The organism is Pseudomonas defluvii (assembly GCF_001695625.1).
Taxonomy (GTDB): domain Bacteria; phylum Pseudomonadota; class Gammaproteobacteria; order Pseudomonadales; family Pseudomonadaceae; genus Aquipseudomonas; species Aquipseudomonas defluvii.
Map to the genome: position 1 here is coordinate 1 of NZ_MBPN01000034.1, position 12583 is coordinate 12583.

9 protein-coding genes and 1 pseudogene are annotated in these 12583 nt (G+C 52.8%); 2 read left to right on the forward strand and 8 right to left on the reverse strand.

Annotated elements, in window-relative coordinates:
- The first annotated feature begins 333 nt into the window (after positions 1-333).
- On the forward strand, positions 334-741 hold the full coding sequence (locus tag EKA13_RS11650) for a hypothetical protein (protein ID WP_065759554.1): 408 nt from the start codon (positions 334-336) through the stop codon (positions 739-741).
- A gap of 544 nt (positions 742-1285) precedes the next feature.
- Here EKA13_RS11650 and EKA13_RS11655 read toward each other — a convergent pair.
- From EKA13_RS11655 to EKA13_RS11675, 5 genes are all read right to left on the reverse strand, one after another.
- A complete protein-coding gene (locus tag EKA13_RS11655; protein ID WP_065759555.1) occupies positions 1286-1510 on the reverse strand; it encodes a hypothetical protein in 225 nt (74 codons plus the stop codon).
- 127 nt (positions 1511-1637) lie between these two features.
- On the reverse strand, positions 1638-2663 hold the full coding sequence (locus EKA13_RS11660; protein WP_065759556.1) for a hypothetical protein: 1026 nt from the start codon (positions 2661-2663) through the stop codon (positions 1638-1640).
- 487 nt (positions 2664-3150) lie between these two features.
- Positions 3151-5205 (reverse strand): hypothetical protein, encoded by a 2055-nt coding sequence (locus EKA13_RS11665; protein WP_065759557.1) that lies wholly within the window; start codon positions 5203-5205, stop codon positions 3151-3153.
- A gap of 17 nt (positions 5206-5222) precedes the next feature.
- A complete protein-coding gene (locus EKA13_RS11670) occupies positions 5223-5453 on the reverse strand; it encodes a hypothetical protein (RefSeq protein WP_065759558.1) in 231 nt (76 codons plus the stop codon).
- A 386-nt stretch (positions 5454-5839) separates the two neighbouring features.
- On the reverse strand, positions 5840-6046 hold the full coding sequence (locus tag EKA13_RS11675) for a hypothetical protein (RefSeq protein ID WP_083199793.1): 207 nt from the start codon (positions 6044-6046) through the stop codon (positions 5840-5842).
- Positions 6047-6318: 272 nt separating this feature from the next.
- Between EKA13_RS11675 and EKA13_RS11680 the strand changes: the two are divergent.
- A pseudogene (locus EKA13_RS11680) lies at positions 6319-7481 on the forward strand (IS3 family transposase).
- A gap of 430 nt (positions 7482-7911) precedes the next feature.
- Here EKA13_RS11680 and gyrB read toward each other — a convergent pair.
- From gyrB to dnaN, 3 genes are read right to left on the reverse strand one after another with little or no spacing between them, the layout of a single operon-like run.
- Positions 7912-10329, reverse strand: coding sequence for a DNA topoisomerase (ATP-hydrolyzing) subunit B (gyrB, locus tag EKA13_RS11685; protein WP_065759559.1), 2418 nt, complete (start codon positions 10327-10329; stop codon positions 7912-7914).
- Between the two features lie 4 nt (positions 10330-10333).
- A complete protein-coding gene (gene recF, locus EKA13_RS11690; RefSeq protein ID WP_065759560.1) occupies positions 10334-11437 on the reverse strand; it encodes a DNA replication/repair protein RecF in 1104 nt (367 codons plus the stop codon).
- Positions 11438-11457: 20 nt separating this feature from the next.
- Positions 11458-12561, reverse strand: coding sequence for a DNA polymerase III subunit beta (gene dnaN / locus EKA13_RS11695; protein ID WP_065759561.1), 1104 nt, complete (start codon positions 12559-12561; stop codon positions 11458-11460).
- Positions 12562-12583 lie beyond the last annotated feature (22 nt).

Sequence of the window (12583 nt, forward strand, 5' to 3'; positions counted from 1 at the left end):
TGAGAGCCTACAGCTAATGTAGGTTCACAAAATAGATGATTCGGTTGCCCCTGCAAACATTGACGAAAACTCACCTTTTCTGTGAGGCCGCCGGTTAGGTCTCACAAAAAAAATGAGAAGAGCCTATTCGCCTCACACAATAGTTGGTTCCACGTGGAACATGGGCGCGCAGGCGAACCGGCTGAGTGAATCGCCTCTTGTTTTCCTGAACACATCCAGCAGCACGGCCAGGTCCCTCAAAAAACTCCGCACCCACTGGATAAATACACAGTTAGCCCCCATCTTGTGTTCCAGGGCCAGCGCACCGCTGTCTCCCACAGTGAGGAAAGATCTATGCGTTTGATGCTTCAGGCTGTGTTTTCGTTGGCTGTTCCCCTTGCTATGCTAGCTGGCACCAGTGAAGCGAGCGAAATCGCACGTGTTGAATTTCCAGCGAATCAAGGGAATTACGTTCAGGCCTATGAGAGCGGTGGAACCAAATGGATCGAGCTTGTAACTGTCGATGCCAACGGCCACCGTCGTACTGCTAAGGGGACGGTTTCGCCCGGAAAGGGTGCTGATTTCTCCAAGCGGCTTTACGAGGTCTCAGCTGATTTTGGTCCATGTGGTACAGGGGAATTGATGCAGCCGGACTACGTCGGTAAAACTGTTTACTTTCAGGGCTTTAAAAATGGGACAGGTACATGTGAAATCCAGAATCCTCCCTATGAACTCACGCGGATCATCCGTCAAGTCGACTGAGAACTCCAAGTTTGACTGACGAGAGTCGCTGAGGATCTCGTAAGTTTCTAGTCAACAGCGACAAAGAGAAAGGGGCCGCTGTTTTTAGGCGAACTCTTTCTGCTAGAGGCACGTTAGGATGAGGAGTAGTCGCAGCGATCCTTTAGCTCCCAGTCTAGCGACCTTGGGTTCAGAATCCGACCGGCAATGCCCGCCGTCACTACTTCAGAGGAACCAGCTTCCTCTGCTGCCAAAATCGCGGGGGGGCTCATACTGGTACCCAGGCCCGACTAATGCGCAGTTGCAGCCCTCGATTGCAAGGCTATCCTACGCTGCACGCGTGTCAATCAAAATCCGATGCATCACTTTGGTTCACAGAGGTGAACAATCCATCTGACGCGGTGTAAACGCAATCTACGACATAGCCATATTCTTTAAGGCCTTGCGGTTGTTGGCCTCCGCAGAAGCACCTGATCCCTGAGCTTCAATAATGAAGCTAAGCAGGGAAATGACCTGAAGTAGAAGTACGCGTCGTGCGCGATCAGCGCACGACCCGTATTTTCTCTCACCCGTCGATCCCGATGCGCTTGAGGCTTTCAAGGGCCTTTCCACACTCAGGTGAGCCGTGCCGTAAGCCGCAGGCCAATGCAGCTTTGAGGCTGATGACACCGGCTACGAAACCGACTTGATTGCCGACCTCATGTCCGTTCGCAAATCCCTGATCATAGGCAATTTCCACAAGTGCATTGATCGCCGCCAGGGTGTCTTGTTTTTTGGTACTGTTCTGCATATCTACTCCGCGAGCATTCAGCTCATATCGCTCGGTTAGGTGGCGGCGCCTTCAGGTTTGGGGTGAGCGAATCCCGCTCCCATAGCCAATCCCTAACGGGGGGCATAGCCCGCCACCGTAAGAAAAATCAGCTATTGAGAGCAGGTGTCTTGTTTTGGTCACCCGTGCTGCTCGCCTCACCGCACTGGCACTGAGTGGGTACATCCGGATAGTCGCTGTGATTCTCAATGAACAGCGTTCGGCAGGTTTCGCACCCATGGATCCGGGGCAGGGATTTAAGGCCGCTCGGCAGCACATCGCTCAGAGGCTCGTTATGCCAAGGAGCCCCGTCAAGGATCCTGGAGCGAAGGATGTTTCCCAGCCGCCAGGTGTCACTTTGTGCGCGCCAAGACCACATCGGTGCAGAAAGCGAATACTGGATGAAGGTCTCTTGTGACTGCTTGGCGAGCGGGTACTTGGGGCGGGTCCAGCCGGAATCGATGATGCTGAACCCCATGCCCATTTCTGCGCTCGGATGGGTCTGTTCACCAAAGAAACGGTCATGCGTCGCTGGAGCGGTCGCATGATGGTCAGTCGGCGGGAATACCCACAGATAACACTCACCTCGGTTGACCATGCTGATGAGTTCGCTTGGCCCTCGCATAGGGAAATTTGCAGCCAGGGCGAAGCGATCCTTCCACGACATTTTGGGAGGCGGCGCAATACCAGCAGCGATCGCCAACGTGGCAGTCTTGGGGATGAAGCGATCGCCTAGCTCGTTCAGATCCAGATTTTTGCAGAGGGCCTTGAAAGCCTTTTTGCGAGTCTTCGAGGTGAAGGAGGGGTCAAGAAGCAGGCGAACCTGGTTCACGCCGATTCCCGCGGTTCGTAGCACCTCGATGACTTCTTCTGCCACACCGACTGCTTGAAGATCGGTCAATCCTAAGCACTTTTTCGCGCGCTCGACCGCCGCGTAGAGGTTGTACTGCCGAGTCTCGTTGTCACGATAGACCTGGATTGGCAGCTTGTCTTGGGAGGCAACTTGCGGTGCAACGGAGCCGATCGCCGCGTGGAACAGCTGGTGGATGTCCTGATGAGAGTAAGGACGGCCAGAAGCCGAGAACGAGGCGTGCAGCTGAGCAGCGAGAGGTTGAAGCAGCTTTTTTGCAGACATGACTATCCCCTAATGAGCGACGTTGGGGTAGCTGCGCTTGTAGGGCCGTTAGACGCGAAGCTGGACGTCGAATCAGGTTCAATCATGAGTAGGAGTCGAGTTTGATTTGCTTGCACGGCCACCATGCAAAACCCGACGCGGTAATCACACCAGATTCGTCGGGTTTTGGCAATAGGGTCCTCGGGTGAGCGAGGGCAGATAGGAGGAGGACGCTCCTGCTCGATCACGTCAGAAGCGGGAAAGCCAGAAGCACATTGAGTGCTTCCGGCTCAATCGTTCGCCCAGAATCAAGGAGTGCCGGGTAGCACGCGACATCTAGAGCTGCGGCTTTGCTCGCCAGGATCAACTGAATCCCCTTACAGAGGGATCTACAAATTGACCCAGACTAGCTTCTGCACAGGCACTGGTAATGCGGCCCTCGAACCACCTATTTTTTAGAGCTCTTCAAAATATCTCTGGGTCTAATCATCAATAAATTGTAACTTAGCTATGTAGATGACGGAAGAGCGGTCGGGTCGATTTTACTTACCACGCCAGTGGAGAAATCAATATCATAATTAGCGGAAATTCTTGCCAGCGTGCTTCGCTCCCTCAATAACTCATTGAATTTCCTTTGATTACGCACTGACCTGTTCTTGGTTAGAATACGAGATGCTATTTTTGCAGAGATCAATGGCACGCCTACCACAGAGGAAGCACAAAGAATTTGGATTAATAAATGTTTTCCAACATTTAACCCCCAGAAATTTGCAGCAACAGCCGCGGCAAAGCCTATGCCTAATACAAATCTCCAAATAATCTTAGATCTCTTCTCCTCAATGGAAATACTCTTGAACAAAAGGTCCTGTAGGTCTTCAATTTCCCTGCTAACTGACTCTTCGTCCCTCCGCTGCTGTTGTAATTTTAGCTCATGAATTTCTTCGTTTTTCGAAACAAGCTCGGCAGTAATGTCGTCTATGGATTTTTGGTTGAGCTGTATTGCTTTTTCCTTGGATTTTAATTCAAGCGCAAGTTTACTTTTCGCTTCTTCGCTTTGGAAATTTATTTTGCGCTGGGAAGATAAAATATCATTAATTTCTTGCTGGTGCCTAGCTGCCTGCTCTTCTTCTTTCGCTATGTGCTCCAAAGCCATTGAATCCCGAATCTCGGTTTCAAAGTCCACGAAGGCACGCTCAGCATCAGCCAGGTTGTCAATTACTGGGGTTTGATTAAGCAAATAGATTGCGCGATGTTGCGAAGATCGCAGGCTTGTCATCATTTCAACAAAGCTATCAGCTTTATCTCCAGATGCTTCTTTCAGAAAGTTTGTGACTTTTGATAGCAAAAAATGGTTGGGCTCAAGTGCTGAGGCGCAGTTGGCCAGCAATTTCTGGTGAGTGAGCTCTGTAGATGCAGCACTACCATACAGAACAAAAATTAGGCCCGCCATGTAGCGCCCAGTTACAGCCGGTGGTGTATAGTTCTCCTTATAAGCCAAGTTGGCAATTGTAAAGTCAAAAGATACTGATGCAACTTTAACGTTTTCCGTTACAAAAATGTGCTGACATTCATGGAAGTAGTTTCGGGAATTGATTTTTCCAGCCCTGAGCCTCATGACTCCTGCAACAGCCTCTGCGTCCCTCTGGCGAGCGTGCAATGCGTACGACCCTAGATCCCTAGTTAAATTCTCTACCTGCTCTTCCGAGAAATAGGACACGTTTTTAGATACAGGTATGACATAAATTTGCCTGCTCTTAAGATAGCCCTCTACATCAGTCAATATGAGCTGAACCTGTGAGCGGAACGCGGCACTACCCATGCGTCTATGGGTTGCCCGCCTTATACCTGTCCCATCTTGAGTAGTGGCAGATCTCAAGTTATCTCTGAGCTCGTCAACATGCGGCTTGAATATATATAAAGAGGCACCTTTTTCTCTTAGACTGTCAATGAGAAGCTTAGTATGAGCACTTACCAGCTCCTCATTTAAATCTAAATACGACATCACCAGCGGCGCATCCAGGTATAGACGAAGTGATTGCAGCGTAAAAGAGCTATTTGGCTCTCTTAGGTTGAGGATGTATTCAGCTAAAATTGCTCCTGAAGCAATGTTAATCAGTTGATTGTAGAAGTGTTTCTTATCAACACTGGTGTGCATTACATAAGCCGCACTGATGATTTTCATCTGTTCGACCTGAGCTTGCGATGGCCTACCACTTAATGAGTTATAATCGCCATTTGAAATGTCCTCGTTCTCGTCATTTTCCGTAGGACGCAACTGCAATAGCCTGCTGCTCCGAGGATTGTTGTTGCTTGGTCTTAACAGACTTATTTGGAAGTCGGCTGTTGCAATCTGGTTGAAAAAGTGCTTGCGGAGTAGTTCCTCCGGCATTTCAATCCTGGACTTTTCTATTACAGTTTTAGAATAGCCAATAAAATCCTCTAGTATTTCTTCGATATCACTTTCTGTTGTCGTCGTTAGTCCATCATCGGTTTTCTCGTTGTACTTGTACATCGCTCCCGAACGATTACTACTTGTCTTGCTTATAATATTGGCTTTTTCCATCCGAGGCACAAGCTCATCTAACGCCCAAGGATGCACATCAATACCATATAATTTTTTAGTTCTTTGCTTAAATGGTCGCGTTCGAAATATTTCCCCGACTGTTCTTTAGCAATCGGAGCAATCAACGGCACTAGACCTGTCAATATATCATTCTGCGCGCCAGTCTGAGCTAAGTAAGCATATGCAAGAAGTGGGCGCTCATAATCTATTTTCATTCTGACTGCCTCTGTCATTGCGCCTTGTTGCATTTTCTGTCCTTAGGATGTAAGAGATGCCAAACAGATAAGGCATATTGATATCATTCTGCTTCAACATGCTGATGCTTTTCAAGCGGGAGGTCTTAACGCTTGTGAGCTAGTAATTGTTGGGAACACTCATACCTCTTCTTCTACCCGATGCGGACGAGCTGAAAGAGGTGATCTACTCAGTACCGATCCCGTCTTGCTCCTCTCTCAGATTGGGGAAGAATTTTCCACGACACGGTTTTTCTTCTGACAGAAAGTCGCACTCGTTTCGCCCGGAGCGAAATTGATCGAGCCTGGTTCGCTCATTGTTGCGTCGCTGCGACATCTGTGAAGTCAACTTTGATCAAAGTTACGCGCAGGGTGCCCCAGCATTGGGTAATGCCTCTCGATCAATTGGCGGTACAAGGCTGACGGCCCAGCGCACTGAGCTGATACTCGTTTACAGCTCGAAATTGCATTTCAGCTATCTGACGAAGGCGCTGGATTTCATGATCAGGACAACCATTGAGCTGAGCTTCGTGATAACGCTTCATCGCCTCGACAGCGTCGGTGTACAAGGGATGGTCGGGAAAAATGATCGGAAATTTTTTTGTCACTGCCCTAACCTCTCAGTGAAATGGTTGACTGTGGCTGCCTCGCCTTCACAATCTGAAAGTAAACAGCGGTCTGATAACGCAAATTCGCGAATATCTGAAGACGCTCTACCTCAGGCTCTGCCAAAGGCTGAACCCTCAGCGTTGCTTCCCGGATTGCCTCAAACGCTTGCCTCATCGCGCCCGATCAATGAGCGCTTCCCAATCACAGTGTAGTGGTCTAATGAAACCGGACACCTATTTAGGCGAGAATGCTCGCCAGATTGAGGTGTCAGATGACCAAACAACGCCGTTCCTTTTCTGCTGAATTCAAACGCGAGGCTGCCGACCTCGTGCTCAAGCAAAACTACAGCTACATCGAAGCTAGCCGTTCACTCGGCGTCGGCGAGTCGGCCCTGCGCCGCTGGGTTGATCAGGTTCAGCAGGAGCGCCAAGGTGTTACGCCGCAGAGCAAAGCATTGACCCCGGAACAACAGAAAATTCAGGAGCTGGAAGCCCGGATTGCCCGTCTTGAACGGGAAAAATCCATATTAAAAAAGGCTACCGCGCTCTTGATGTCGGAAGATCACGAGCGTACGCGCTGATCAATCAGCTGAGCGTCCATGAGCCGGTTGATTGGCTGTGCAAGGTGTTTGAAGTCACCCGCTCGTGTTACTACGCCTAGCGCCTTAGGCGCCGCACGCCCGATGTTGAACGGCTGCGGTTGCGCAGCCGGGTGAGCGAGTTGTTCATGCAAAGTCGTAGCGCTGCCGGCAGCCGCAGCATCTTGTCGCTGATGCTTGAAGACGGTGAGCAGCTTGGTCGGTTCAAAGTGCGCAGCTTGATGCGCGAGCTTGATTTAGTCAGTAAACAACCCGGCTCACATGCCTACAAACGAGCGACGGCAGAGCGACTCGATATCCCGAACATCTTGAATCGGGAGTTCGATGTCCCGGCCCCCAACCAAGTGTGGTGCGGCGACATCACTTACATTTGGGCCCAGGGGAAATGGCATTACTTGGCGGTCGTGCTGGATCTTTGCACGCGCCGGGTGGTGGGCTGGGCGTTGTCGGAAAAGCCGGACGCTGAACTGGTGAGCAAGGCCCTGGATATGGCCTACGAGCAGCGTAGCAGGCCTTCGAGTCTGCTGTTTCACTCAGATCAGGGGTCGCAATACGCAAGCCGGCTATTTCGTCAGCGATTGTGGCGTTATCGCATGCGCCAGAGCATGAGTCGCCGAGGAAATTGCTGGGACAACGCGCCAATGGAGCGCGTGTTCCGCAGCTTGAAAACGGAATGGATACCGACTACGTTCTACAGAACGGCTCAAGAAGCCCAGCGCGATATCAGCCACTTCTTGATGCATCGGTACAACTGGGTAAGACCCCATCAATTTAACGGTGGGCTGGCGCCAGCTCGGGCCGAGGAAAAACTTAACGTCGTGTCCGGGATTAGTTGACCACTACAAATCGGAAAAAGTTGGTCATAGATCTTATTCCAACATCCCTTCGAAATCTACAAAAAATCCAACTTGGCAACTTCCAATAAATGCCGCTTCAATACCCAGGTGTTTAAATTAATACTTAACGCGTACGCTTAATTAACTATTACATATTCAGATATTAGTTTTTAATATCCTTTGAGTCCCTCTGCTGCTCAAATTCGCCCGCCGATCCTCTGAGCATTTCCGGCGCTCCATCAGATCCCTTCCTCAACGCCCCACATTTCCATCATTTTCCCATGAGCGGAGTAGGGCGCCCCAGCAGGAATTCCAGGCAAAAAAAAGCCCGCGAAGGCGGGCTTGATGGTGACCGACAGGGCCCAGGGTTGCAGCCCGGCCGGTCAACTATTCGTGAAACGAAGCATCTATTGTGTGAACCTACAGCTAATCAGAAGTCCAGGTTGGACACTGCCAGTGCGTTGCTCTCGATGAACTCACGACGCGGCTCCACCGCATCGCCCATCAAGGTGTTGAAGATCTGATCGGCAGCGATCGCGTCTTCGATGGTCACCCTGAGCATGCGACGCACGCTTGGGTCCATGGTGGTTTCCCACAGTTGGTCCGGGTTCATCTCGCCCAGCCCTTTGTAGCGCTGGATGGTGTGGCGCTTGGTGCTTTCAGTCATCAGCCAGTCAAGGGCTTCCTTGAACTCGGTAACGGCCTTCTTGCGCTCGCCACGTTGAACATAGGCGCCGTCGTCCAGCAGAGTGACCAACTGCGAACCCAGAGCGGTAACGGTTCGGTAGTCGTTACTGCCAAAGAAGTCACGGTTGAAGGTCACGTAGCTGGCCAAGCCGTGAGAGGTGATTTCCACTTCTGGCAGCCAGACATTGCGCTCGCGGTCTTCACGCAGGCTGGCCTTGTAGACCAGGCCGGACTTCTCGCTGGTGCGCAGGCGCTCGTCGAACTTGGCCAACCAGGCTTGCATCCCGGCATGGTCAGACAATTGTTCAAGCGATACCGCCGGCAGGTAGATGAAGTGCTCGGTCAGCTCCTGTGGGTACAGGCGCGACAGACGCTTGAGGGTCTTCATCACGGTGCGGAACTCGTTGACCAGACGCTCCAGCGCCTCACCGGAAATCCCCGGGGCCGAGTCGTTCAGGTGCAGGCTTGCGTCCTCGAGGGCCGACTGGGTCATGTACTCTTCCATGGCCTCGTCGTCCTTGATGTACTGCTCCTGTTTGCCTTTCTTCACTTTGTACAGCGGTGGCTGGGCAATGTAGATATAGCCGCGCTCAACCAGCTCCGGCAACTGACGGAAGAAGAAGGTCAGCAGCAGGGTACGAATGTGCGAACCGTCAACGTCAGCATCGGTCATGATGATGATGTTGTGATAACGCAGCTTTTCGATGTTGTACTCGTCGCGCCCGATACCACAACCCAACGCAGTGATCAGCGTGCCAACTTCCTGGGAAGAGATCATCTTGTCGAAACGTGCTTTCTCGACGTTGAGGATCTTACCTTTGAGCGGCAGGATTGCCTGGGTCTTGCGGTTACGGCCTTGCTTGGCCGAACCACCTGCGGAGTCACCCTCCACCAGGTACAGTTCGGAAAGGGCAGGGTCTTTCTCCTGGCAGTCAGCCAGTTTGCCTGGCAGGCCGGCGATATCCAGCGCACCTTTACGGCGGGTCATTTCCCGTGCCTTGCGCGCTGCTTCACGAGCACGCGCCGCGTCGATCATCTTGCCAACAACGGCCTTGGCTTCGTTCGGGTTCTCCAGCAGGAAGTCGGAGAAGTACTTGCCCATCTCCTGCTCCACTGCCGTCTTCACTTCAGAAGAAACCAGCTTGTCTTTGGTCTGGGAACTGAACTTCGGATCTGGAACCTTGACCGAGATGATCGCGGTCAGACCTTCACGGGCATCGTCGCCAGTGGTCGAGACCTTGTTCTTCTTGGCCAGACCTTCCTGCTCGATGTAGTTGTTCAGGTTACGGGTCAGCGCCGAGCGGAAACCAACCAGGTGAGTACCGCCGTCACGCTGTGGAATGTTGTTGGTGAAGCACAACAGGTTCTCGTTGAAGCTGTCGTTCCACTGCAGGGCAATCTCGACACCCACACCGTCTTCACGCTGAACGTTGAAGTGGAACACCTGGTTGACCGGCGTCTTGTTGGTGTTCAGGTACTCAACGAATGCGCGCAGACCACCTTCGTACTTGAAGTGTTCGTCCTTACCGGAGCGCTCATCCTTCAGCAGGATGCCGACGCCCGAGTTGAGGAACGACAGTTCGCGAATACGCTTGGCCAGGATGTCCCAGCTGAAGTGGATATTCTTGAAGGTCTCAGCCGATGGCTTGAAGTGGATCTGGGTACCAGTCGTTTCACTTTCACCAACGATTTTCATCGGAGCCTGTGGAACACCATGAACGTAGATCTGTTCCCAGATCTTGCCGCTGCGGCGAACGGTCAATACCAGTTGCTCAGAAAGGGCGTTTACTACAGAAACACCCACACCGTGCAGACCACCGGAGACTTTATACGAGTTGTCGTCGAATTTACCGCCAGCGTGCAGAACGGTCATGATGACCTCTGCTGCGGAGACGCCTTCTTCTTTATGCACATCGACCGGGATACCACGGCCGTTGTCGCGGACGGTGATGGACTCGTCCGGGTGAATGATTACGGTGATGTCGTCACAGTGGCCAGCGAGGGCTTCGTCGATCGAGTTATCGACCACCTCGAACACCATGTGGTGCAGGCCGCTACCATCATCGGTGTCGCCAATGTACATACCGGGACGCTTGCGCACGGCATCCAGCCCTTTCAGCACTTTAATGCTGGAGGAGTCGTACGTTTGATTTTCGCTCATGCCTTCACTCCCGATGGTCGTGGGTCTGGGTGATACGGCCCTGTTCCACGTGGAACAAGGCAACTGGCGTTTCCGTCTGCCAGCCTTCCCTCAATAATTCGTGATCTACACAGGTGATAAATACCTGGCAGCGTAATTCTTCCAACAAACGACAAAGCGCGTGGCGGTGCTGCTCATCCAGCTCGGACGGCAAGTCATCCACCAGATAAATACACTGACCTCGCCGAGCCTGGCTGACCAGATGGCCTTGGGCGATACGTAATGCGCACACCACTAGCTTTTGCTGGCCCCGGGAGAGAATCTCCGCGGCGTTATGCCCGCCTAGCCTCAAGCGCAGATCCGCACGTTGCGGCCCGGCCTGGGTGTGGCCCATTTGCTGATCCCGCTGCAGGGAGCTGGCGAGAACTTCACTAAGCTCCCGGTCCTTGTCCCAACCGCGGTAATAGCTGAGGGTCAATCCTTCAAGCTCGACCAACTCACTCAAGGTTTGCTCGAAAACCGGCTTCAAGGCTTTGATGTAAGTACGGCGGTATTCATCCAATTCCGCACTGGCCAGGCACAATTCCCGGTCCCATGCCGCTTGCGAAACTGGGTCAAGTGTACCATGCCGCAACCATGAGTTCCGCTGCCGCAGGGCCTTCTGCAGTCGCTGCCAGGTTCCCATGAAGCGAGGTTCCACGTGGAACACCCCCCAATCGAGAAACTGCCGGCGGATTTTCGGAGCGCCCTCAAGGAGGCGAAAGCTGTCCGGATTGATCAATTGCAACGGCAGAATTTCAGCCAATTGAGCCGTGCTACGGGCATTCTGCCCGTCAATACGAATAGTGAACTCCCCTTGGCGATCTCGGGAAATACCCAGGTTGCTTGAACCACCCTCGGCCAATTCAACCTGACCGAACACGGTGCAGGCCAACTGTTCATACTGAATAACCGGGTTCAAACGTGTGCTGCGGAAGGAGCGGGCAAGACCCAGCAAATGGATCGCTTCAAGAACGCTGGTTTTTCCGCTGCCGTTGGCGCCATGCAGAATGTTGATGCGGGGGGAGGGGGAGAATGTCACCGGGTGCAGGTTACGCACCGCGGTGACAGAAACGCGACTGAGGGACATCTAGACTATGCGAGACAAGGTTACAGACGCATCGGCATGACGACGTATGCGGAATCGTCATTGCCTGCTTCCTGCAGCAGGGCACTGCTGTTGGAGTCAGACAGAATCAGACGAACCTGCTCGGTGGTCATGACACCCAGTACGTCCAACAGGTAGCTGACGTTGAAACCGATTTCCAACGAGCTGCCGTTGTAGTCGACGCTGATTTCCTCTTCCGCTTCTTCCTGCTCCGGGTTGTTCGCCTGAATCTTCAGCTGGGCATTGGCCAGTTGCAGACGAATACCACGGTACTTTTCGTTGGACAGAATTGCGGTACGGCTGAATGCCTCACGCAGTGCCTGACGGTCGCCCACTACCAGCTTGTCGCCGCCCTTGGGCAGCACGCGCTCGTAGTCCGGGAACTTGCCATCGACCAGCTTCGAGGTGAACGTGAACTCGCCAGTGGTTGCACGGATATGGTGTTGGCCAAGCACAATACTAACAGTGCCTTCAGGCTCGGTCAGTAGACGCGCCAGCTCAAGAATACCCTTACGTGGCACGATCACCTGATGACGATCTGCTTGATCAATGTTTGCGCTCATCGAGCACATTGCCAGGCGATGGCCATCGGTAGCAACGGCTCGCAGTGTGCCTGTGGATACTTCCAGCAGCATACCGTTGAGGTAGTAACGAACATCCTGTTGCGCCATGGCAAAGCTGGTACGCTCGATCAATCGGCGCAGTTTGCTTTGCTCCAGGGTGCAGGTCAGCGAACCAGGGCCTTCCTCGACTGTCGGGAAATCGTTGGCAGGCAGGGTCGACAGGGTGAAGCGGCTGCGACCCGCCTTGACCAGCAGCTTTTGCTCATCGACCTTGATGTCGATCAGCGCATCGCTCGGCAGGCTTTTGCAGATGTCCATCAGCTTGCGCGCAGGTACCGTGATCTCGCCAGGTTCGGCAGGCTCTTCCAATTGCACACGGCCAACCAGTTCCACTTCCAGGTCGGTACCGGTAAGCGACAGTTGTTGGCCTTGGACAACCAGCAGCACGTTGGACAATACCGGCAAGGTCTGACGGCGCTCGACGACGCCTGCGACCAGTTGCAGGGGTTTCAACAGGGCTTCGCGTTGAATGGTGAAATGCATGGTCTAGTCCCTTGCCTTTAAT

What these genes read in the sequence shown, in the direction of transcription:
- EKA13_RS11650 (WP_065759554.1), top strand. Translation starts at nt 334, where the DNA reads ATGCGTTTGATGCTTCAGGCTGTGTTTTCGTTGGCTGTTCCCCTTGCT.
- EKA13_RS11655 (WP_065759555.1), bottom strand. Translation starts at nt 1,510, where the DNA reads ATGCAGAACAGTACCAAAAAACAAGACACCCTGGCGGCGATCAATGCA.
- EKA13_RS11660 (WP_065759556.1), bottom strand. Translation starts at nt 2,663, where the DNA reads ATGTCTGCAAAAAAGCTGCTTCAACCTCTCGCTGCTCAGCTGCACGCC.
- EKA13_RS11665 (WP_065759557.1), bottom strand. Translation starts at nt 5,205, where the DNA reads ATGGAAAAAGCCAATATTATAAGCAAGACAAGTAGTAATCGTTCGGGA.
- EKA13_RS11670 (WP_065759558.1), bottom strand. Translation starts at nt 5,453, where the DNA reads ATGCAACAAGGCGCAATGACAGAGGCAGTCAGAATGAAAATAGATTAT.
- gyrB (WP_065759559.1), bottom strand. Translation starts at nt 10,329, where the DNA reads ATGAGCGAAAATCAAACGTACGACTCCTCCAGCATTAAAGTGCTGAAA.
- recF (WP_065759560.1), bottom strand. Translation starts at nt 11,437, where the DNA reads ATGTCCCTCAGTCGCGTTTCTGTCACCGCGGTGCGTAACCTGCACCCG.
- dnaN (WP_065759561.1), bottom strand. Translation starts at nt 12,561, where the DNA reads ATGCATTTCACCATTCAACGCGAAGCCCTGTTGAAACCCCTGCAACTG.